This window comes from Polaromonas sp. P1_F6, from assembly GCF_056405695.1.
Genome location: NZ_JBFUBQ010000003.1, coordinates 354,018 through 375,088 on the forward strand (window position 1 = coordinate 354,018; position 21,071 = coordinate 375,088).

Consider the following 21,071-nt stretch of genomic DNA (forward strand, 5'->3'; position numbering starts at 1 on the left):
AGGGGATGGGATCAAGGTGGGGCCCGGGAAGATGGAGGAGGAAGGCGCGGAATCCATCGCCTATTTTGGCCGCATTCCCGGATATCTGGCGCCGGTCCTGTCAGGTATGCTTCAACGTCGCTTTCCTCCGGGGCGTTTTCGCCCATCCTGATGTCTTCCTTGTCCCCTTCTTCGTCCTCTTCCCCGCTTGCGCTGATACGGCTCATGCGGCCGCACCAGTGGCTCAAAAACGCCTTTGTGTTTGCCGGCCTGGTGTTCAGCCAGAACTGGCAGGACACCGCGCTGGACCTGCGCGTCTTCTACGCCTTTGCGGCGTTCTGCTGCCTCTCAAGCATGGTCTACATCATCAACGACTGGCATGACCGCGCGAGCGACGCCCTGCACCCCACCAAGCGCCACCGGCCGCTGGCCAGCGGCGCAGTGGCTGCCCCGGTGGCGCTGGTGCTGGCGGTCCTGTTGCTGATGGCGGGCCTGCTGCTGGCCGCGGGCAACCGCACGCTGCTGGTGCTGCTGGGCCTGTACACGGTGCTGAACCTGGCGTATTCGTGGCGGCTCAAGCAGGTGCCGGTGGTCGATGTGTCCATCATTGCCTCGGGCTTCATGCTGCGCCTGCTTGCCGGCACCGTGGCGGTGGGGATTCCGCCTTCGCGCTGGCTGCTGCTCACCGGCATTTTTGTGGCCCTGTTCCTCGGTTTTTCCAAACGCAAGGCCGAAACTTTTCATGAAGAAGCCAGCCAGCGCGCCGTGCTGGCGCACTACCCGGCGGCCCTGCTCGACACCTTTATGGCCGCGACCATGACAGCCACGCTCACCACCTACAGCCTGTTTGCCACCAGCCCCGAGGCGCAGCTGCAGCATGGCGAGCGCCTGCTCTACACCGTGCCGGTGGTCATTTTCGGCATGCTGCGCTACACCTACCAGGTGCACCGCGGCCGCGGCGAAGACGTGGCGCGTGACATGCTGCGGGACCCGTGGATCCTGGCGGCCGGCGCGCTCTGGCTGGCCATTTTCCTGAGCCGCCGCCTGTGATTCCCGAGGGCGCTCCGCCGCCCGCGCGCGGTACCTTGCCGTTCAAGCAGCTGTTGCTGGTGCTCGGCGTGGTAGCCACGGCTTATGCGGCCGTGCTGCTGATCTGGGGTGACAGCCCCAGGGCCTCGCTCGCGTTGCTGTGGTCGTGGACGGGCGCCCAGGCAGCAGGCCTTTGCCTGCTCAACTATTTGCTGCGAGGCCTCCGTTGGCGGCTCTGGATGGCCCACTTCGGGCGCCATTTCGGCTGGCTGCAGGGGCTGAGGCTCTACCTGGCCGGTTATGCCTTCACGCCCACGCCGGGCAATGTGGGTGAAGCGGTGCGCGGCCTGATGCTGGCCCAGCGCCCGCTAGGCACCGCGCAAAGCCTGGCCATCTTCGGCGCCGAGCGGCTGGCCGATTTGCTGTGCCTGTTGCTGCTGTGTTTGCCCGCCGTGTGGTGGGGCCTGAACCATGGCGCGATGCCGGCATCACCCGCCTGGCTGGCCGGGCTGCTGGCTGCCGCAGCCCTGCTGCTGGCGTTGGTGCTGGGCCTGCTGTTCAAGCACCGCGCACGGCTGTTCCTGCGCTTTGCCTGGCTGCAGGAAGCCTGGTTGTGCCTGGCGGTGCGTCCGCTGCTCTGGTTTGGCCTGACGTTCGCGGCCTGGGCAGCCCAGGGCGTCGCGGTCTGGCTGGTATGCCGCGAGATGAATGTCCCCCTCGGCCTGCTGACGGCCACCGGGTTTTACGCGACCGCCATGGTGGCCGGTGCGCTGTCTGCCTTGCCGGCGGGCCTGGGCGGCACCGAAGCCGTGCTGACCGGCCTGCTGGTGGCACAGGGCGCCACACCGGCTGCAGCCCTTTCCATCACGGTGCTGGTGCGGCTGCTGACCCTGTGGCTGGCCGTCGCCATTGGCGTGGTGGCCTTGCTTTATAGTGCGGCCATCCGCAAGGAAATCAGTTTTCGCTAGCCCCTGCGGGCCTTCTTTCCTGGCCTTCCCCGCACCATGCAAAGCCGCCAGACCTACCCGTTCCCCTAGTTTTCATGCCCCAGAACCAAGACACCGCCGCTTTTCCCGTTTCGCTGAGCCGCTGGCTGCTGGCCGCCGGCCTTCTGTCACTGCTGCTGCGGTTCTGGATCGCCGTCACCTTTCCGGTCACCGGTGACGAGGCCTTTTTCTATTGGTGGGGGGTGTACCCCGCGTGGGGTTATTCAGACCACCCGCCCATGGTGGGTTGGCTGATCGCGCTGATGCGCGCCACGCTGGGCGACAGCCTCTGGTCGATACGCTTGCCCATCGTGCTGCTGCCGCTGGCTCTGGGCGGGGCGCTTTGGTGGGCCCTCAAGCCGGCGGGCAAGGTGCGCGCTGCCTGGGCCGTGCTGTTTTTCTGGCTGGCGCCGCTGAACTGGCTTAACGTCCTGATCACCACCGACACACCGCTGATTTTCTGGTCGGCACTGTCGGTGGCCGCGCTGATGCGCGCCGAGCGACGGGCGCAGCTGGACCGCGCCGCTTACGGCCTCTACGCCCTGTCGGGCCTTTTCCTGGGCTGTGCCTTCCTGTCGAAGTATTTCTCGGTGGTGCTTGGCTTCACCTACTTCGTTTACTTCGTGTTGTACCGGCGTGAGCGGCTCGCGGGTTTTGCGCTGCTGGTGCTGTGTGCCTTGCCCGGCCCGGCGATCAACATCACCTACAACATGTCGCACGGCTGGTCGAACATCATGTTCAACGTCTACAACCGCAATGAAGACGCGGTGTTCGAATGGCGCAAGCCGCTGACTTACATCGGCATGATGGTCTACCTGATCACGCCCGTGGCGGTGTGGATGGCTGTGCGCTACCGTGATGCGCTGATGGCCGCCGCACGGAACCAGCGCCTGCTGGCCTGCCTGGTGGTGGTGCCGCTGCTGTTTTTTGCGCTGCTGTCAGGCAAGAAGGTGATTGGCCTGCATTGGGTGCTGTCGTTTTACCCTTTTGGCTTCGCCTTTTTGGCGTTTGCCTTGCCGGCTGACAGGCTCAAGGCCTGCGCCAAGGGGCTGGCCGTGTTTGCCGGCCTGCATGTGCTGGCGGTGGCCGGGCTGTACATGACGTCGCTGGATACCTGGAAAACGACCAAGCTTTATCCGCAGATCATCCGCAGCTACAAGACCGCCGAAATGCTGCAGCAGGTCACCGTGCCCGGCGTGGTGCTGATGGGCGAGGCCTACACGCCCGCGTCGATTTTCGGTTTCGAACGCCGCGAATACATGCCGGTGTTCGGCGTCGGCAAGTTCCATGCGCGCCAGGACGACATGCTGGTCGACTTTTCGCTCTACCAGGGCAAGACGGTGCGTGTCATCGTTGCCGACAAGCCGAAGCTGGAAGAGTTTTCGCCTTACTTCGAGTCGGTGCGTGTGCTCAGCTTCGAGCAGGACGGCGTGCCCTTTTACGCGGTTGAAGGCACGGGCTTTAAATACCAGGCCTACCGCGAAGGTGTGCTGGGCACGATTTTCAAGCGCTACTTCAACATCCCTTCGTGGCTGCCGATGACGGGCTGCCCGTTCTGCGTGCGCTACTGCGGGCAGGTGCGATGCACGAGGTGAGCGCTGCCGGGGCCGGTCCCGTCGTTGCGGCCTTTGACTTCGACGGCACGCTGACCCGGCGCGACACCTTCATGCCTTTCCTGGCGCGCGGCCTGGGCTGGCCGCGGTTCCTGGTGGCCGTGTTGCGCTGCCTTCCCTGGTTGGCCGGCTATGCGCTGCGCCTGGTGCCCAACCACGTCGCCAAAGGCAAGCTGATGCAGGCCACGCTGGCCGGCCGCAGCCTGGCCGAGATGGAGAGCTGGACGGCCCGCTGGCTGGCCCACGATTTTCCCGGCCAGCTGCGCGAGGACGCCATGGCGCGCCTGGCCTGGCACCGCGAGGCCGGGCATTGCTGCGTCATGGTCAGCGCGTCGCCCGACATCTACCTGCCCGTGGTGGCACGGCAGCTGGGGTTTGACGCGCTGCTCTGCACGGAAATGGAAGTGGTGGACGAGGGTGAGGACGGGCATCTCACCGGCCGCCTCACTGGTCGCATGAGCACCCCCAACTGCCATGGCGAGCAGAAGGTGCTGCGACTGCAGGCCTGGGCGCTGGCGCGCTATGGGGAAACAGCGCTGGACGGCGTCACCCTGTATGCCTACGGCGATACCTCCGGCGACAAGCCCATGCTGCGGCTGGCCCGGCATGCGTGGTACCGGGGCAAGCCTTGGGTGGATGCGGCACGGCCGGTGTGAGGGCTTGAGCCGGCCTGGCCGGCGCCTGACGCAGGTCGGTTCACATGGTGCTATGGTTTTGATAGCTACTTGCGCAAGACCCCTATGCCTTTCAGCCCTGTTTGGCACTCAAAAAATGCCTCAAAACCTGCTTTGCGATGCTGAAAATCGCCAAAACCGGCTCCAAAGCACCAGTTTGAAGGCCACTTCGACCTGTTTTTGAGCATCAATTTGGCCTCCAGCCCAATATTCACTTGCGCAAGTAGCTATCAAAACCATAGCAAAAAACAGGCAAGGCCCGTGCGCCTTGCGACGCGCGGGCCCTGCCGGGAGTGTTGAGTGAAGCTTCGCTGCCGGCTCAGTCTTCGAGTTCGGCCTTGGCCATCTCCACGTCCAGCCGTTCAGTGGCGTCCAGCGGCTTGCTGGCTGCGGCCTGCTCGTACAGCTTGGTGGCTTCCTTCATTCTCTTGTCGCCTTCCAGCATGACCAGGCCATTGGCGTATTCGATCATGCCGATGGCCGAGCCCGGGTGCAGCTTGAGCGCGTCCTTGTAGAGCGCCAGGCCGATGTCTTTTTTGGCGCCATAGGTCATGCCGCCGATCAGCGAACCCACCTTGTCGATCACCTCGGCATGGAAGGCCGCCAGTGCAATGTGCGCGTCTGCGTGCTTGGGCGACAGCTTGATGGCTTGCTCCAGCGAATTCTTCACCTTGGTCCCGAGGCCTTGGGCCAGCGCCTTGGCCACGCTGATGCCCTGGCTGTAGCGGCCCAGCGCGTAGGCCTGCCAGTACCACGCGTTGGCGTTCTTCGGGTCAGCTTTTTGCTGGGCTTCGGCGCGTGCGGCCACTTCCATGAACATGTCCAGCTTGGCTTTTTCCTTGGTTTCCAGGTAGGTGGCGTACATGCTGGTGGCCTTGTTGGCCACGGTGATGCCGTCGCCGCCGGCCTTGGCGCCGGCTTCAGCCGCTTTCTGAAAGTCGCCGTTATGAAACAGCACCCAGGCCTGCAATACATCGGCATCCTTGGGCAGGGGCTCACAGTCGCCCTGGTGCAGTCGGGCCCAGCTCTTCTTCAGGCTGGCAGCATCAAATGTGTAGTCGCCGGCGTGGGGAAAGGCAGTCCATTTGGCCATGTGTGTTGTCTCCTTGGTAAAAATTGTTGGTGTTATGAATGACGGCAGTTTGACGGAATTCAAGCCGGGTTGCTGTAAGCCCCGACCAGCGCCTGCAGATGCGCGCGCTGGCCTTGCTCAAGATAGGGAATCAGCAGGTTGAGCACGTGGTGCGCACCGCGCAGCAGGGCGGCCTGCGCGTTGGCAGGTTCCAGCGCGTTGCGTGGGTCGCGCACGTACTCAAAGCTCAGCCAGTAAGTGAGCACCACCACCATGCTGGTGGCCGTGGCCTCGACCTCGCGCGAATCAATCGTCACGGCGCCTGAGCGGCTCATGCCGTCCAGCAGGGCTTTCACGGCGCGGGTCTTGTTTTTGAGCACCCACTGGAAGTGGGTTTCGAGGCGGCGGTTCTTGCTCAGCAGGTCATTGAGGTCGCGGTACAAAAAGCGGTACTGCCAGATCAGCTCGAACAGCGTATGCATGAAAAACCAGGCGTCTTCCACGTCGCGAACGCCGTCGCTGGCATTGAGCAGCTCGCTCAGGGATTTTTCGTAGCGGTCAAACAGCGAGTTGATGAGCTCGTCTTTGGCGGGGTAGTGGTAGTACAGGTTGCCTGGGCTGATGCTGAGCTCGGCGGAGATCAGCGTGGTCGACACATTGGGCTCGCCAAAGCGGTTGAACAGGTCCAGGGTGACCTCCAGGATCCGCTCTGCTGTACGGCGCGGCGCTTTTTTCGCCATAAGTTGTCTACCTCGTGTTGTTCTTTACTCTAACCCAGCGTTTCCCCGGGCGACACTAGGGAAGTCCATCAATCCGCACGGCGGTTTGCAACAGGGTGAACGGCATGGCATGCACCTTTGGCAAACCTTTGGGTTAAGCCCGGGCCGACGCGGGCAGCTTGTGCGCGGCGGGCCGCAGCGCGTGGCTCAGATCTTCCATCACGTCTTCGAGCGAGGCAATGGCGCGGCCCACGCGGGTGGCGGCAGGCCTTTCCGCCACCAGGTGGCGCCTGGGGTCTTCCAGAACGTCCAGGTTCAGCGACACGCCGTGCCGCGCCAGCGTGGCAGACAGCGTGGTCTTGCGCGAGCGCAGCATTTGACGGGTGTTCTGGTAGGCGTGTTCGGCCAGCTCGCGGCGCTGCCGGTAACTGAAGGTATTGGCCAGGAACATCTCGGTGTCGCGGGCGTCGGGTTCCATCAGCACGATGTCAGTGCCGGGATAGGCGTGCGCGTAGTGCTTCATGCCGAGCTCCAGCCGCGAGTGGATCATCGAGCGGAAGGTCTGGCTCATCACGGCGGGCAGGCCGCCGTGCACGATGCGCGGAATGGCCTGCTTTTCAGCCGGCAGGCCGCGGCGCATGACGCGCTGGTTCATGGCCAGTGCGGGTGCGCGGGTGGCGTTGAAGGGCACCAGCGGGTTCAGGCAAAACATCAGGTCAACGCCGTCGTCCAGTGCCACGCCGGCGTGCATGGTCTTTTTCAGCGCGCCGTCCACGTAGTAGTGGCTGTCGATCTCCACCGGCGGAAACAGGCCCGGCAGGGCCGAGCTGGCCTGCACGGCTTTGGAAATGGGCACGTGGTCCCAGCCGGGGCGGCCGAAGGGCGCGGCGTCCCCGCTGTCAAGATTCGTCGCGACCAGTGTCAGCCGTGTGCGGAGCTGGCGAAAGTCGTTGGTGCGGCCGGGTTTGGAAAACAATGCGGTCAGGCGCGTGTCGATTTCGTCATTGGAGAAAACGCCGGTGGGCAAGGCCGGGCCCAGCGCCTCCAGCGCATTGACCAGTGACTTGCGCCCGAAGGTGGCGCGCCAGGCCGCCGACGCCAGCAGGCCGGGCAGCATGATGCCGCGCCGCAAAAATTCGCCATAGGCCGGCACCATGAGCCAGGCCGGGTCAAACACCTCCGACGCCTGGTCGCCGTTTTCAATGAAGGCGGCACACAGTTCGCGCGGCGTCATGCCGTTGGCAAGGCCCGCCGCGATAAAACCGCCGGCTGACACGCCGACATAGTGGTCCAGTTCGGTGAATGAAAGCCCCTGCAGGGATTCGTCGAGCGCGCACAGCGCACCGATTTCGTAGATGGCGCCCAACGGGCCGCCGCCAGAGAGTGCCAAAGCAATGCGCGGCCGGGCGGCGCACCGTTTCGTCATCTTTGCCGGGTCGGCTGGCTGCGTAGCAGCTAGATGACCACCGCCCGACAACGCAAGGGCGATGCGCGGTTTTGCAGGGCGTTTATTTTTTGCGGGCTTCGCTTGGGTCATGGCTGGAAAGTGTAGACGGCGGCCCTGGAACTATTTGCTGCTTTGCAGCAAAGTCAGGGCGCTGGGTGATTGCGCGCAGGCGTAAAAAAAGGGACGGCATGTCCCTTTTCTTGTGAGGCCGCCGTGCTTAAGCCGATTTGCGTGCGGCTGGGCGTTTGGCCGCGGGGCGGGCCGCCTTTTTTGCTGCGGGTTTTGCCGCTGCGGTTTTGGCTGCTGGCTTGCCGCCCATTTTTTGCACATTGCGGTTGAGCTCGTCAATGCGTGCGATCAGGGCGTCCACGTCTTTGGCGGAAGGTACGCCGAGTTTGTTCAGGGCCTTGGCTACGCGGTCTTCAAAGATATTTTCCAGCTTGTCCCACTGGTGGCCGGCCTTGGACTGGATGTCGGTGGCCATGCTGGCCATCTTGTTGGTGGCTTCAGAAATTTTGCCTTCAGCCACGGCCTGGGTCTTGCGCTGGATGGACAGGCCTTCCTTGACCAGGGTCTCAAACACTTTGCCGCCTTCTTCCTGCGCTTTCGAGAATGCGCCGAGGCCGGCCAGCCAGATTTGCTGGGCGGATTCCTTGACAGCACCGGACAGCTGTGGGCCGGACTTCTTGTCGGCGCTCATTTTTTGCAGTTTCTTGACCATGGTTTACTCCAGACAGTTTGTGGTTATGGAACTTCGCGGGCAGTATGCCGCACGCATGGGGAAAATATAAGCCCTCCTCGCGGTGGCGTTTAGGTGCGGCGTTCTAGAACCGTGAACAGGTTCTAGGCATGCGGCTCTACGGAAAAGCACGTGCAGTCAGGCTGAGCGCGGGTTTCTGCTGAATAGAGAGTCATGCCGTTTAAGCAAGAATCACTTTTTGACTTGGCCGTTCAGCGGAGGAAACACAAATGCATTATTTCGTTACAGGGGCCACAGGCTTCATTGGCAAGCGCCTGGTAAAAAAACTTCTGGAACGAAAAGGAACGACCGTTCATTTCCTGATCCGCAAGGAAAGCGCCGGCAAAGTGGCGGCGCTGCGCGAGTACTGGGGCGTGCCTGCTGCCCGTGCGGTGGCCGTGCACGGCGACCTGACCAGCAAAAAGCTGGGTGTCAGCAGTGAAGACATCAAGAAACTCAAGGGCGAGATCGGGCATTTTTACCATCTCGCCGCCGTGTATGACCTGAGCGCCGACGAGGAAAGCCAGGTGGCCGTCAACATTGACGGCACCCGCAACACGGTGGAGTTTGCCAAGGCGATTGACGCCGGCCACTTTCACCATGTGAGCTCCATCGCCGCTGCCGGCCTCTATGAAGGCGTGTTCCGCGAGGACATGTTCGAGGAAGCTGAAAACTACGAACACCCGTATTTCATGACCAAGCACGAGAGCGAAAAAATCGTGCGCAAGGAATGCAAGGTTCCGTGGACGGTGTTTCGCCCCGCCATGGTGGTCGGCGACAGCACCACCGGCGAAATGGACAAGATCGACGGGCCTTATTACTTCTTCAAGCTGATTCAGCGCATGCGGCAGCTGCTGCCGCCCTGGATGCCGGCGGTGGGGCTGGAAGGCGGGCGAGTCAATATCGTTCCGGTCGACTTTGTTGTCGATGCGCTGGACCACCTCAGCCACAAAACCGGCATTGCCAAAAAATGCTTTCACCTGGTGGACCCGGTGGGTTACCGCGTCGGTGATGTGCTGGACATCTTCAGCCGCGCGGCCCATGCGCCCAAGATGAACCTGTTCGTGAATGCCGCCCTGCTGGGCTTCATTCCGCGCGGCGTCAAAAAGAGCCTGATGGCACTTGCGCCGGTGCGCCGCGTACGCAATGCGGTGCTGGCCGACCTGGGCCTGCCGGAAGACATGCTGACGTTTGTCAACTACCCGACCCGCTTTGACTGCCGCGACACCATGGCTGCGCTCAAGGGTTCGAACATCGAATGTCCCAACCTGAAAGACTACGCCTGGCGCCTCTGGGATTACTGGGAACGCCACCTGGATCCAGACCTGCATATCGACCGGTCGCTGCGCGGCACCGTCAATGGCAAGGTGGTGCTGGTCACCGGTGGTTCATCCGGCATCGGTCTGGCGGCGGCGCACAAGTTTGCCGATGCGGGTGCCATCACCATCATCTGCGGGCGCGACCAGGACAAGCTCGACGAAGCCTGCAAGGAAGCCAAGGCCAAGGGCTATAACTTCGTGGCTTACCCGGCCGACATCGCCGACATGGTGGATTGCGACCGTTTCATCAAGGAACTGATCGCCAACCATGGCGGCGTGGACTTCCTCATCAACAACGCGGGCCGCTCCATCCGCCGCGCCATTGAGGCCAGCTACGACCGTTTTCACGATTACGAGCGCACCATGCAGCTCAATTACTTTGGCTGCCTGCGCGTGACCATGGGGCTGTTGCCCGGCATGGCGGCCAAGCGCAAGGGCCATGTGGTCAACATCAGCTCCATCGGTGTGCTGACCAATGCGCCGCGCTTTTCGGCCTATGTAGCCTCCAAGGCCGCGCTGGACGCCTGGACGCGCTGCGCATCCAGTGAATTTGCCGACGTCGGCATCAGCTTTACCACCATCAACATGCCGCTGGTGCGCACGCCCATGATCGCGCCGACCAACCTGTACAACAACGTGCCCACGCTCTCCCCTGAAGAGGCCGCCGACATGATTGCGCAGGCCTGCATCTTCAAGCCGGTACGCGTGGCCACCCGCCTGGGCATCACCGGCCAGCTCATGCATGCGCTGGTGCCACGCATCGCCCAGATCGCCATGAACACCAGCTTCCGTATGTTCCCCGACTCATCGGCTGCCAAGGGCGACAAGAGCGCCAAACCGACGCTGTCGGCCGAAGCGGTGGCGATGCAGCAGATGATGCGCGGGATTCATTTCTGAGAAAGCGAATAAGCGCGTGATCAGCGCTTTTAACGGGTGTCACCTGCTCGCAGCTCTCTTGGCTCGCCCGCTTTTTCATCGCCTCACCGCAGGGCGAGGGCATAATGCGAGCGTGGTGTCACGCTGCACCGGCACGTAGAAGGTGAGTACATGATTCTGGTTACCGGAGGCGCGGGCTTCGTTGGCATTAATTTTGTTCTTGACTGGCTGGCAAGCCACGAGGAACCGATCGTCAACCTGGACAAGCTCACCTACGCCGGCAATATGGAAGCTTTGGCACCTCTGCAGGGTGATTCGCGTCATATTTTTGTCAGGGGAGACATCTGCGACGGCCTTCTTGTTGCGGACCTGCTGGCCAGGCACACGCCACGCGCCGTCATCCACTTTGCCGCGGAATCTCATGTTGACCGGTCCATCGAAGACCCTGAAGCGTTTATTCAAACCAATATCATTGGTACATTTCGCCTGCTGGAAGCTGTACGGCAGTTCTGGACCGGCCTGCATGGCGATGCCCGTGGCGCTTTTCGCTTTCTACAGATATCTACAGATGAAGTCTATGGTTCGCTGCAGCCGGCAGATCCTTCTTTCAAAGAGACGAGCCGCTACGAGCCGAACAGTCCTTATTCAGCCAGCAAGGCTGCCGGTGATCATCTTGTTCGGGCTTACCACCAGACTTATGGCCTGCCAGTGCTCACCACCAACTGCGCCAACAACTACGGCCCCTATCATTTTCCCGAAAAACTGATTCCCCTCATGATTGTCAATGCGCTGGCGGGCAAGCCCCTGCCGGTGTATGGGGATGGCCAGCATGTGCGCGACTGGCTGCATGTCCGAGACCACTGCAGCGGAATCCGCCGTGTGCTTGAAGCCGGAACACCCGGAGAAACCTACAACATAGGAGGTGGCAACGAAAAGCCAAACCTCGAAATCGTTCACGCGGTCTGTGCCGTGCTGGATGAGTTGTGCCCACGTGACCGTGGCAGTTATCGCGAGCAGGTGATCTTTGTCAAAGACAGGCCCGGGCACGACCGACGCTATGCTATTGATGCCCGCAAGATCACACAGGAGCTGGGGTGGAGGCCGACTGAAACCTTCGAAACCGGCATTCGCAAGACTGTACAGTGGTATCTGGAAAATCCCGAATGGATAACACGCGCACAAAGTGGTGCCTGTCGCGATTGGGTCGGGGCCCGGCATGCGGCGGATGTTCTTTGATCGCCCCGCATGAAGATATTGCTCTTTGGCAAGAACGGACAGTTGGGTTGGGAACTGCAGCGTAGCCTGGCACCTCTTGGTGAGCTGGTTGCCCTGGATCGGCACAGCAAAGACCTGTGCGGTGACCTTGCCAACCTGAGCGGGATCCGTGAGACAGTGGGACGTGTCCGACCTGCATTCATCATTAATGCCGCAGCCTATACAGACGTCGACAAGGCCGAGGGCGACGCGACCCTAGCGCATGTTATCAATGCCCAAGCACCGGGCGTGCTAGCGGAGGCCGCTGGCATTATCGGTTCATGGCTGGTGCATTATTCGACGGACTATGTGTTCGACGGAAGTGGCAGCAGACCTTGGGAAGAAACCGACCTGACCGGCCCGCTCAATGTTTATGGTCGAACCAAGCTTGAGAGCGAGCAGCGCATCGCGACCCAATGCCCTCACCACCTGATTTTGCGGACCAGCTGGGTTTATGCAGCGCGGGATGGTAATTTCCCCAGAACGATACTGCGCCTCGCTACGGAGCGTGATCGCCTGGCAGTCGTCGACGACCAGTTTGGTGCGCCGACGGGAGCAGATCTGCTGGCTGATGTGACGGCTCACATGCTGCGTGTTGCGATGATGGGACCTAATGCGCGCGTGGCGGGGACTTATCATGTGGTCGCCGCGGGTGAGACGTCCTGGCACGGATACGCGCGATTCGTCATTGACTGCGCAGTAAAAAGCGGGATGGCACTCCAAACCTCCGTGGATACTGTTGACGCTATTCCCGCCTCGACTTTTCCCACGCTGGCCCTGCGCCCGCAGAATTCGCGCTTGAATACCTCTAAACTTTGCGCTGTGTTCGGTCTGCGGCCGCCGCCTTGGCAGCACGGCGTGGCTCGCATGCTGGCCGAATTAACCTGATCCCTCATATGACCCAACGTAAAGGCATCATCCTGGCCGGTGGCTCGGGTACTAGGCTGCATCCGGCGACATTGGCCATCAGCAAGCAGCTGCTGCCGGTGTATGACAAGCCCATGATCTACTACCCGCTGAGTACCCTTATGTTGGCGGGTATACGGGATATCCTGATTATCAGCACGCCTCAGGACACTCCGCGTTTCTTCCAGCTTTTTGGGGATGGATCTCATTGGGGAATGAATTTTCAGTATGCGGTACAGCCCAGTCCTGAGGGGTTGGCGCAGGCTTTTCTAATTGGTGAAGAATTCATCGGCGGATCAAGTAGTGCTCTTGTCCTTGGCGACAATATTTTTTATGGGCACAACCTGGCTGAATTGCTGACAACCGCTGGCACCCAAAGTTCTGGAGCTACGATTTTTGCTTATCACGTGCAGGAGCCCGAACGCTACGGCGTCGTATCTTTTGACGCCAGCGGACGGGCTAGCAGTATTGAGGAGAAACCGAAGCACCCGAGGAGCAGCTTCGCTGTGACCGGGCTCTATTTCTACGACAACCGTGTCGTCGATATCGCGAAGACCATTCGACCTAGCGCTCGAGGTGAGCTTGAAATCACCGCTGTGAATCAGATGTACATGCAGGCGGGAGAACTCGACGTCAAAATCCTGCAACGTGGATACGCGTGGTTGGATACTGGCACACATGACAGTCTGCTGGAGGCCGGTCAGTTTATTTCAACCCTTGAGCACCGACAAGGATTGAAGATTGCATGTCCTGAGGAAATCGCTTGGCGGCAGCGATTTATTACCGATGTGCAGCTGGAGGCATTGGCTTTGCCTCTGACGAAGAACGGCTATGGCCGATACTTGCTGCGGATTCTTAAGGAGGGTATGGTGCCGTGAAAGTCATTCCTACCGACTTGCCCGGCATGCTGGTGATTGAGCCGCAAGTTTTTTTTGATGGGCGTGGTTTCTTTCTTGAAAGTTTTAATACCCGAGACTTTGTGCAAACTACCGGGGTTTCTGCAGAGTTCGTTCAGGATAATCATTCGCGCTCAAGCAGGGGCGTGTTGCGAGGCCTGCATTATCAAATCGGCCAGCCGCAAGGAAAATTGGTACGGGTTGTTCAAGGCAAGGTGTTTGATGTGGCGGTTGACTTGAGACGCTCATCCGCCACCTTCCTGAAATGGGTTGGTGTTGAATTGACCGAAGACAATCGCCGGCAGCTGTGGATACCCCCTGGTTTTGCGCACGGATTCCTGGTGCTCAGCGAGTTTGCCGACGTGTTATACAAAACCACCGACTACTACGCTGCAGAACACGAACGATGCATCCGTTGGGATGATCCGGATCTGGCGATTGCGTGGCCACTGGCAGGAGGGGACGAGCCTCTGCTTTCTGCCAGGGATTGCCGCGGCTTGGCGTCGGCGCAGGCGGAGCTTCCACCGTAACGTCTTCGCGCACTACTTCTTCGACCAGACGACCCGGTTGATGTAGTCGATGTAGCTCGTCACGACACGCACGATCTGCGTCGAGACGAACGGGTTTTCGTAGTCGGAGATGGGTAGCACCGGGCGCCGGTTGCGGTCATATTGCGACGTCACGATCTCGATGGCGTCTATCACGCGGTCCTTCTTGAGGCCGCTCATGATGAGGGTGCCGACATCCATTCCTTCCGGGCGCTCGTGGGCATTGCGCAGGGTGATGGAGCAGAGGTTGAGCAGCGAAGTTTCTTCCGTGATCGTGCCGCTGTCGGACAGCACGCATTTGGCTTCGACCTGCAGCTTCATGTAGTCGAAAAAACCGAGTGGCTTGCCGAACACGATGCGCTTGTCCAGCCCTTCGTAACCAGCCTCCTCCAGCCGTTTTCGCGTGCGCGGATGGGTGGAAACGATCACCGGGAAGCCATACTTTTTGACAAGCTCGGTCAAGGTCTCGAGCAGGTCCTTCAGCGCGTCGGGCGAGTCAACGTTTTCCTCGCGATGCGCGCTGACCAGGAAAAATTCATTGGGCTTGAGGGACAGGCGCGAAATGATGTCGGACTTGTCGATTTGCGGGCGGTAGTGGTCGACGACCTCACGCATGTGCGAGCCGGTCTTGATGATGGTTTCGGGCCGCACGCCTTCGGCGATGAGGTAGCGCCGTGCATGTTCCGTCAGGACCATGTTGATGTCCGACAGGTGGTCGAGCACCTTTCGGTTGAGTTCTTCGGGAACGCGCTGGTCGAAGCAGCGGTTGCCTGCCTCCATGTGGAACACCGGGATTTTCCGCCGTTTGGCCGCGATCACTGCCAGGCATGAGTTGGTGTCGCCGTAGAGCAGGACGGCGTCGGGCTTCTCGGCCTGGAACACCTCATCGGCCTTCATGATGATCTGGCCGATGGTCTGGGCCGCGTTTTCACCGACCGCATTGAGAAAGTGGTCGGGCTTGCGAATCTGCAGGTCTTCGAAAAAAATCTGGTTCAGTTCGTAGTCGAAATTCTGGCCCGTGTGCACAAGAATGTGCTGGGTGTGCTTGTCGAGCGCCGCAATCACGCGGCTCATCTTGATCAATTCGGGCCGGGTCCCGACTACCGTCATCACTTTAAACACGAAGTGCCTCCTCAATAAAATCCAGTTTTCCCAAAAGCGCCTTGACCTGGGCGACATTGAGCCGCTCGGTGTTGTGCGATGTGTAGTCGTCCAGTTGCGAGATCCGTTCCTCACCGTCGCTGAAATACTTGGCGTAATTGAGATCGCGGTTGTCTGCGGGAATGCGGTAGTACGCGCCCATGTCGTCGATCCGGGCCATTTCCTCGCGCGACACCAGCGTTTCGTAGAGCTTTTCGCCATGGCGCGTGCCAATGATCTTGGTGGGTTGGTCGTTGCCGCCAAAAATGTCCTTGAGCGCTTGCGCGAGGTCGGCGACAGTCGAGGCCGGCGCCTTCTGCACAAAAATGTCGCCCTGCTGGCCGTGCTCGAACGCGTGCAGCACCAGGTCGACTGAATCGTCGAGTGACATCAGGAAGCGGGTCATGCTGGCGTCGGTCACGGTCAGCGGCGCGCCGCTCTTGAGCTGCGAGACGAACAACGGGATCACCGAGCCGCGCGACGCCATGACGTTGCCATAACGCGTGGCGCAAAGCACGGTCTCGCCATCGTTTTGCATGCGTGCCTTGGCGACCATGAGTTTTTCCATCATTGCCTTGGACACACCCATGGCATTGATCGGATAGACCGCCTTGTCGGTGCTCAGGACGACGACGCGCTTGACGTTGTGGGCGATCGCTGCGTTCATGACGTTCTCCGCGCCCAGTACATTGGTACGCACCGCCTCCATCGGATAGAACTCGCAGGACGGGACCTGCTTGAGTGCTGCCGCGTGAAACACGTAGTCAACACCCTTCATCGCCTGGTGAATGCTGTCGTAGTCGCGGATGTCGCCGATGTAAAACTTGAGCTTGTCATTGTTCAGCGCGATCCGCATCTCTTCCTGCTTTTTTTCGTCGCGGCTGAAAATGCGGATTTCGCGCACTTCGGTTGAGAGAAAGCGTTTGAGGACGGCGTTGCCGAACGAGCCGGTGCCGCCGGTGATCATCAGTATTTTGTTGTCAAACATGGCTGATTCTTACAGTTTGGAGGAATGCATGATGTCGATAAGCTCGGGCCAGGCCGGTGCGGTGTAGCCTGTCGCTTCGCGGAAACGGCTGGAATCGAGCGATCGGTCCATCGTAAACGTATTGTCCATCTGAATATCAATGGCCTTGCCGTAGGCTGCGGCGATCAGCTTGAGCAGGTCGTATTTGCCGATCGGGGAGGCGCCAACGTGGTACAGGCCGGTCAGCTCGGGCCGTGGAATCACGATGTCGCGGACGATTTCGGCGAACACGACATTCGGCAGACCCGAAAAAATGGCCTTGTTGAAGCCTTTGCAGGAACCCTGTTGGGCAAGGAACCATTCCAGCAACCCGTAAGCGCTTTGCAATTCGTGGCCTATTGTCGAGGTGCGCAAAGTGATCGCGCCCTGGCCCAGCACCTCGCCCAGGAGCTTGGACTTGCCGTAGACATCTTTTGCGTCGGCCGCGTCGGCTTCGATGTAGTGCCCCTTGGAGCCCGAGAAGACGCAGTCGGTGCTGATATGGATCAAACGTGCCGACGCCGCCAGGCACAGCCCGGCGAGCTGGTGTGGCAGCAACGCGTTGATGGGAATCGCGAGCAACGGATCATCAGCTTCGGTATGGTGCTTGGTCAGGCCGATACAGTTGACGACCACGTCAGGTCGGGCGTGGGCAAATGCGCGGATGACGCTGTCGCGGTTGTTGATGTCGACAAAAGTCAGCATGCGCTCGGTGATGGCGGGCTCAAAAAAGCGCAGCGCCGCGGCATTTCGCATGCTGCCGAAGACCTGCCAATCCTTTTTCTGGCTCAAGACGCGGATCATGGCGCTGCCGATCATGCCGCTGGCGCCCAATACAAGAACTCTCATCGAAAAACCTCAAGAAGATTCCGCAAGTGCGCGGAAATGGTCCATGAGCTGACGTGTCAGCATGTCGTGGTCAAAATGCGCTTTGAAATACCGTTGGCCGTTAGCGCCAAGAGCGGCGCGTTCCGGTGCACCCATCTCAGCCAGCCGAATCACCGCGGCGGCCAGGGCCCGCGCATTCTCGGCCGGAACCGAAAGGCCAGCTCCAGCTTCCTGGATGACGCGGGCACCTTCCCCGTTCAAACAGGCAATTATCGGTCGTCCAGCGGCCATATAGGCCTGGATCTTGTTGGGAATGGTCGCCGCGAAAATCGGCTGGTCGGTCAGGGTTACGAGTAGCGCTGAGGCCTTTTGCATGAGGCCGGGCATCAATTCGACCGGGAAACGGCCGGGCAGGTGCAGGTTGGTGAGCCCGCGCGCCGCAGCTTCTTCGGCCATCCAGGCCTGGCGGCTGCCCTGGCCGACGACCACAAACTGGACATCCGGACGCTCGCGGAGCAGGGTAGCGGCCTCGACAATGGCCTCGACGGCCTGGCCGGCGCCGATATTGCCGGCGAATACGACGCAAAACGCGCCGCTGTCCATAACCGGTATCGGAGGCGCAGGTGCGTCGCCGGGTGCGGCAAATAGCGGGTCAACCGAATTCGGGTAGTAGGCGATGGGTGTGTCGCCGGCCAGTTCGCGAACCTTGGGCACAAATGCCTGCGATTGCACCAGAAGCAGGTCGGTGCGTGCGTAGATACTTTTGACCACGGACCCCACCAACGCCAGTGCACGCGGATTACGCACATAACCCGTGGCCTCCAGGCTTTCCGGCCAGAGATCCTGGACCCAGACGGCAACCTTGCGGCTTTTCAGCCAACCGAGGAACAACGCCGGGATCGCCTGGAGGATCGGCGAAGTACCGTAGGCAAAAATGACGTCGTAGCGTTTGCCCCGCAGCTGCCACGCACCGAAAAGTGTGCCTGAGGCGACAAACGACAGATAGTTGAAGACCAGGTTCAACGCGCCTTTTTTCCGGCGCGGCGCAAGGGGTACCCGGTATATCGAGAGGCCGGCCCATGATTCACGCTGGCAGCCCCAAGCCCGGTAGCCGGGAAAAACCGAGCCTTCGGGATAGTTGGGCTTGCCGGTCAATACGTCGACCTCGAAGCCTTTTTCAACGAGCGTTTTCGCGACATCGTTGATGCGAAAGCTTTCTGGCCAGAAATACTGGCTGACGATCAGGATACGCAATTCGGTCACTCTTCGGGGAAAACATGGGCGAGGAATTCGCCGGCGTTCATGAGCGGAAGGGGCTGCTCGCTTTGGCCGAGAAAGCGCTTCACTGCCCTGGCAATGGAGACCGGTGAATGGGGGTCGAACACCTGTTCGGGGTCGACCACGTCGCGTACGTAATCGAGTTCTGACGCCAGGATTGCCAGGCCCGCCTGGCGCGCTTCGATCAGTGGCAGGCCGAACGACTCGAACAGTGAAGGATAAACCAGTACCTTCGCCTGGGCGTAGAGGCGCAGGATTTCGTCGTGTGGCCTCGCGCCGAGATTTTCAACATTCAGACCGTAACGGGCCTTCTTTTCATCGATCCATGCGCAGAGTTCAGGGTGGGCCTTCGCGTCGACGGTCAGCCAAAGCGAAGGATGCATACCGTCGTTCGCCAACAAGCTCCAGGCTTCCATGAGCCGCTTGTGATTTTTGTGAGGCTCACCTGAAGCTACATAGATGAAGCCGCATGCGCTATCACATGCCTTCGGGGTGCTGTTTCTCTCATAGCCGGCGCTGGTGCTCACAAAGGGCAGTACCGAAACCGGTTTGTTCTTTGCCAGACCCGAGGCATTCAGCAGGTCGCGCATTGAAGGAGTTTGCACGACGAAGGCTTGCGCGTTTTGGGCCTTTTGGGCGAACCATGCCCTTTCGATCAACAGCCGCAGGCGTGTCCTGAGAGGGAAGCTGGCGAGCGTCACCGGGTCGACGAGATAACGGTTCTGCACGAACACAACGGCGCGTCCCTTCAGCTTGAAGAGCGGCGGCAAATTGCCGAAACACAGCACGAGGTCAGCCGCCCCCACGGATTTGGAAAGCAACCATTCAGCCCAGAAACGACGCCACACGGTAGGCGCAACAGTAATGACTTTCAGATGCGGAAGATGAGACTTCGGCACTGGCATGCGGCTATCGAGCAACGCAGTTGTGTCACGACCAGCCGGCAGAGCCTCAAGCAGCGCGCGCAGCAACGACTGCCCTCCGCCGGAGTGCACATTGGTGGCGTGGACAAAAAGGGTTGTTGCCGTTTTAGTTGTCACGTGGTGGCGGGGCTTTTGCCAGTTTCAACTTGTACAGAGCGAACGCAAAACCTCGCGTATGGACCGTCCATACCAGCAGGATACCGCAGCCGAGAACCAGAAAATAAGGAATGCTTTGCCTTGGAGCTACACCAAATTGAACAACATTGCTCGCTAGCACGACCCCATATAGCGAACAGAGAACCGGGTTTCGGGTCAGGATCCGTATCAATGATTCGAAAAGCAGAACCAGGAGAGTAAAAACAGCCATTCCAAGCGTGACAATCCAGAGCGAATTGCTGTAGTAGAGAAAAGCTGGTCCGCCCGGCAGACTTGCGAATCTAAATTTTGTGCCATCGGATTTGAGGTACACCGATTTTGCGATGCTCTGGTAGGTATCTGGCTTGCCGATCGCGGGCTGTTCTGAGATGGAGTGCGACAGCAGCGTGAAGTTTTTTTGGGGGTAAGCCTGGACGGCCATCAACCCCTCCAGACCTATCCATCTGTCAACGCTTAGCTGCAAAAGGCGCGCCGAAAAACCGTCGGTCAGCTGAAAACCAAACTCATTAAGCAGCAGCCGGGATTGAGCGGAGTCCGAGCCAAAGGCCTCCGCCCATTTCTTCTTTTCGGCGGCCATGATTGCTTCCAGCTTTATTCTTTCAACATTTAGTTTTCGCATCAATTCAATGATGGGGGGCCGTTCTTCTGGTGCCGCTGTTTTTAGCTTGATTTCGAGATTGCTGAGCTGACCACCAACAATTTCCCAGCGATAGTAGGCTTCGTGATAAGCGGTGCTTCTATACAAACCGGTTTGATAGAAATAATTCCGAAATGTGGTGACGGCCGATATCGAAATCACCAGAAAAACGCAAAAGGAAATGACAAGTGTGACTGTTTTCAGGCGTGACCAGTTCGTTAACTTATGCCGGAACTGGTGCACAACCAGAAGTTGTGGAACGGCGTGAAAGATATAGGCTGCCCGGCTCAGGATCGATGTGCTCGAGAGAAATGCCTCAACCAATATGGCGTAAGCCCCCAGAGTCGGGCTCCTCCCGAGCGTGATGTCCCACCAGACGAAGAGGGCGACGGCTGTGGCTAAACCGATGTTGAGCAGCCAGGCTACAACTGAGTTCAGCGGCCACATTAGAGAATCTTTTGGTGCAAGACCAATTCGATGGATTCCGTATACCAGATTGACAACCAACACGCCTGCCATTGCAAGCGCCAGCCCGAGCCATAGCCATTTCCGATTTGGTTCGTACCATGAAGGCACAATGAGTTTTCTTTCCTCGTGCATGGGGCTGGCACGTCTTGCCAGGGCTGCATAGGCCATGCCGCCCGCAATGACACCCAAGCTGGCCACGCTTGCCACCAGCAGTACTTCGTCCCACGCTGCTGGCGCACCCTCGAACAATCCGATGGGTTCAATATACGGGTAGTTAAAAATAGTATGAATCGTCTGTTTGAGCCAGAGCCCGAGCCACAGAAATACCGTCAGAAACAAATAGCCGTAGCTGTGTTTCTGACGGCATCCGGTGATCAGCATGACGCCGGTCGCGATCGAAAAAAAGAGGTAGAACTCTTTCGCGCCGGCGTAGCCATACAGTCCCAACGCAAAAAAAATGAGCCAAATGCCGACCCCAGCTATCAGGATGCTCCTGGTCCAGAGGTTCTTCTCCGCCGGCATATCAATGGTTTTCAGGAGTCGTAAAATCATGTCTATCGGGATTTGAGGTGTGTGAA

Annotated in this window: 19 protein-coding genes; 9 read left to right on the top strand and 10 right to left on the bottom strand. The window is 59.8% G+C overall.

Annotated features, from left to right (window positions below):
* The first annotated feature begins 150 nt into the window (after nucleotides 1-150).
* The 4 genes from AC1DY9_RS11295 to AC1DY9_RS11310 all read left to right on the top strand — a co-directional run bounded on the left by AC1DY9_RS11295 (nucleotide 151) and on the right by AC1DY9_RS11310 (nucleotide 4,263).
* Nucleotides 151-1,029 carry a decaprenyl-phosphate phosphoribosyltransferase gene (locus AC1DY9_RS11295; protein WP_477666531.1) on the top strand — a complete coding sequence of 293 codons (879 nt, stop codon included), beginning with the start codon at nucleotides 151-153 and terminating at the stop codon, nucleotides 1,027-1,029.
* On the top strand, nucleotides 1,026-1,976 hold the full coding sequence (locus tag AC1DY9_RS11300; protein WP_477666532.1) for a lysylphosphatidylglycerol synthase transmembrane domain-containing protein: 951 nt from the start codon (nucleotides 1,026-1,028) through the stop codon (nucleotides 1,974-1,976). Before AC1DY9_RS11295 ends, AC1DY9_RS11300 begins: the two co-directional genes overlap by 4 nt.
* A gap of 74 nt (nucleotides 1,977-2,050) precedes the next feature.
* A complete protein-coding gene (locus AC1DY9_RS11305; RefSeq protein WP_477666533.1) occupies nucleotides 2,051-3,589 on the top strand; it encodes an ArnT family glycosyltransferase in 1,539 nt (512 codons plus the stop codon).
* The gene (locus AC1DY9_RS11310; RefSeq protein ID WP_477666534.1) at nucleotides 3,523-4,263 is read left to right on the top strand and encodes an HAD-IB family hydrolase; all 741 of its coding nucleotides are present in this window, start codon (nucleotides 3,523-3,525) and stop codon (nucleotides 4,261-4,263) included. The genes AC1DY9_RS11305 and AC1DY9_RS11310 overlap by 67 nt, the downstream gene beginning before the upstream one ends.
* A gap of 337 nt (nucleotides 4,264-4,600) precedes the next feature.
* Here AC1DY9_RS11310 and AC1DY9_RS11315 read toward each other — a convergent pair whose 3' ends face one another.
* The 4 genes from AC1DY9_RS11315 to AC1DY9_RS11330 all read right to left on the bottom strand — a co-directional run bounded on the left by AC1DY9_RS11315 (nucleotide 4,601) and on the right by AC1DY9_RS11330 (nucleotide 8,240).
* Nucleotides 4,601-5,374 carry a tetratricopeptide repeat protein gene (locus AC1DY9_RS11315; protein ID WP_477666535.1) on the bottom strand — a complete coding sequence of 258 codons (774 nt, stop codon included), beginning with the start codon at nucleotides 5,372-5,374 and terminating at the stop codon, nucleotides 4,601-4,603.
* Nucleotides 5,375-5,433: 59 nt separating this feature from the next.
* A complete protein-coding gene (locus tag AC1DY9_RS11320) occupies nucleotides 5,434-6,093 on the bottom strand; it encodes a TetR/AcrR family transcriptional regulator (RefSeq protein WP_477666536.1) in 660 nt (219 codons plus the stop codon).
* A gap of 133 nt (nucleotides 6,094-6,226) precedes the next feature.
* Nucleotides 6,227-7,498 carry a patatin-like phospholipase family protein gene (locus tag AC1DY9_RS11325; RefSeq protein ID WP_477666763.1) on the bottom strand — a complete coding sequence of 424 codons (1,272 nt, stop codon included), beginning with the start codon at nucleotides 7,496-7,498 and terminating at the stop codon, nucleotides 6,227-6,229.
* A 238-nt stretch (nucleotides 7,499-7,736) separates the two neighbouring features.
* Nucleotides 7,737-8,240, bottom strand: coding sequence for a phasin family protein (locus tag AC1DY9_RS11330; RefSeq protein WP_431098472.1), 504 nt, complete (start codon nucleotides 8,238-8,240; stop codon nucleotides 7,737-7,739).
* 248 nt (nucleotides 8,241-8,488) lie between these two features.
* Between AC1DY9_RS11330 and AC1DY9_RS11335 the strand changes: the two genes are divergently transcribed.
* From AC1DY9_RS11335 to rfbC, 5 genes are all read left to right on the top strand, one after another.
* The gene (locus AC1DY9_RS11335; RefSeq protein WP_457281246.1) at nucleotides 8,489-10,474 is read left to right on the top strand and encodes an SDR family oxidoreductase; all 1,986 of its coding nucleotides are present in this window, start codon (nucleotides 8,489-8,491) and stop codon (nucleotides 10,472-10,474) included.
* A 150-nt stretch (nucleotides 10,475-10,624) separates the two neighbouring features.
* Entirely contained in the window at nucleotides 10,625-11,689 is a 1,065-nt protein-coding gene (gene rfbB, locus AC1DY9_RS11340) for a dTDP-glucose 4,6-dehydratase (RefSeq protein ID WP_477666537.1), read from the top strand.
* A gap of 9 nt (nucleotides 11,690-11,698) precedes the next feature.
* Nucleotides 11,699-12,595, top strand: a complete 897-nt coding sequence (gene rfbD / locus AC1DY9_RS11345; protein WP_477666538.1) for a dTDP-4-dehydrorhamnose reductase — start codon at nucleotides 11,699-11,701, stop codon at nucleotides 12,593-12,595.
* Between the two features lie 8 nt (nucleotides 12,596-12,603).
* Complete coding sequence (gene rfbA / locus AC1DY9_RS11350; RefSeq protein ID WP_477666539.1) at nucleotides 12,604-13,491, top strand: glucose-1-phosphate thymidylyltransferase RfbA; 888 nt, start codon at nucleotides 12,604-12,606, stop codon at nucleotides 13,489-13,491.
* Nucleotides 13,488-14,039, top strand: a complete 552-nt coding sequence (gene rfbC / locus AC1DY9_RS11355) for a dTDP-4-dehydrorhamnose 3,5-epimerase (protein WP_477666540.1) — start codon at nucleotides 13,488-13,490, stop codon at nucleotides 14,037-14,039. The genes rfbA and rfbC overlap by 4 nt, the downstream gene beginning before the upstream one ends.
* A 12-nt stretch (nucleotides 14,040-14,051) precedes the next feature.
* Here rfbC and wecB read toward each other — a convergent pair whose 3' ends face one another.
* The 6 genes from wecB to AC1DY9_RS11385 are packed head-to-tail and all read right to left on the bottom strand — an operon-like array spanning nucleotide 14,052 to nucleotide 21,045.
* Entirely contained in the window at nucleotides 14,052-15,179 is a 1,128-nt protein-coding gene (gene wecB, locus AC1DY9_RS11360; protein ID WP_457281242.1) for a non-hydrolyzing UDP-N-acetylglucosamine 2-epimerase, read from the bottom strand.
* Nucleotides 15,172-16,185, bottom strand: a complete 1,014-nt coding sequence (locus AC1DY9_RS11365) for a polysaccharide biosynthesis protein (protein WP_457281241.1) — start codon at nucleotides 16,183-16,185, stop codon at nucleotides 15,172-15,174. The genes wecB and AC1DY9_RS11365 overlap by 8 nt, the downstream gene beginning before the upstream one ends.
* 9 nt (nucleotides 16,186-16,194) lie before the next feature.
* Nucleotides 16,195-17,052 (bottom strand): dTDP-4-dehydrorhamnose reductase family protein, encoded by an 858-nt coding sequence (locus AC1DY9_RS11370; RefSeq protein WP_477666541.1) that lies wholly within the window; start codon nucleotides 17,050-17,052, stop codon nucleotides 16,195-16,197.
* A gap of 9 nt (nucleotides 17,053-17,061) precedes the next feature.
* Entirely contained in the window at nucleotides 17,062-18,294 is a 1,233-nt protein-coding gene (locus AC1DY9_RS11375) for a glycosyltransferase family 4 protein (protein ID WP_477666542.1), read from the bottom strand.
* Entirely contained in the window at nucleotides 18,291-19,349 is a 1,059-nt protein-coding gene (locus AC1DY9_RS11380) for a glycosyltransferase (protein WP_477666543.1), read from the bottom strand. The genes AC1DY9_RS11375 and AC1DY9_RS11380 overlap by 4 nt, the downstream gene beginning before the upstream one ends.
* Nucleotides 19,339-21,045, bottom strand: a complete 1,707-nt coding sequence (locus AC1DY9_RS11385) for a hypothetical protein (protein WP_477666544.1) — start codon at nucleotides 21,043-21,045, stop codon at nucleotides 19,339-19,341. The genes AC1DY9_RS11380 and AC1DY9_RS11385 overlap by 11 nt, the downstream gene beginning before the upstream one ends.
* Nucleotides 21,046-21,071 lie beyond the last annotated feature (26 nt).

Coding starts and splice junctions, on each gene's coding strand:
- AC1DY9_RS11305 (WP_477666533.1), top strand. CDS start 2,051: ATGCCCCAGAACCAAGACACCGCCGCTTTTCCCGTTTCGCTGAGCCGC.
- rfbA (WP_477666539.1), top strand. CDS start 12,604: ATGACCCAACGTAAAGGCATCATCCTGGCCGGTGGCTCGGGTACTAGG.
- AC1DY9_RS11365 (WP_457281241.1), bottom strand. CDS start 16,185: ATGTTTGACAACAAAATACTGATGATCACCGGCGGCACCGGCTCGTTC.
- AC1DY9_RS11295 (WP_477666531.1), top strand. CDS start 151: ATGTCTTCCTTGTCCCCTTCTTCGTCCTCTTCCCCGCTTGCGCTGATA.
- rfbB (WP_477666537.1), top strand. CDS start 10,625: ATGATTCTGGTTACCGGAGGCGCGGGCTTCGTTGGCATTAATTTTGTT.
- AC1DY9_RS11325 (WP_477666763.1), bottom strand. CDS start 7,498: ATGACGAAACGGTGCGCCGCCCGGCCGCGCATTGCTTTGGCACTCTCT.
- AC1DY9_RS11320 (WP_477666536.1), bottom strand. CDS start 6,093: ATGGCGAAAAAAGCGCCGCGCCGTACAGCAGAGCGGATCCTGGAGGTC.
- AC1DY9_RS11370 (WP_477666541.1), bottom strand. CDS start 17,052: ATGAGAGTTCTTGTATTGGGCGCCAGCGGCATGATCGGCAGCGCCATG.
- AC1DY9_RS11385 (WP_477666544.1), bottom strand. CDS start 21,045: ATGATTTTACGACTCCTGAAAACCATTGATATGCCGGCGGAGAAGAAC.
- rfbD (WP_477666538.1), top strand. CDS start 11,699: ATGAAGATATTGCTCTTTGGCAAGAACGGACAGTTGGGTTGGGAACTG.
- AC1DY9_RS11335 (WP_457281246.1), top strand. CDS start 8,489: ATGCATTATTTCGTTACAGGGGCCACAGGCTTCATTGGCAAGCGCCTG.
- AC1DY9_RS11330 (WP_431098472.1), bottom strand. CDS start 8,240: ATGGTCAAGAAACTGCAAAAAATGAGCGCCGACAAGAAGTCCGGCCCA.
- AC1DY9_RS11315 (WP_477666535.1), bottom strand. CDS start 5,374: ATGGCCAAATGGACTGCCTTTCCCCACGCCGGCGACTACACATTTGAT.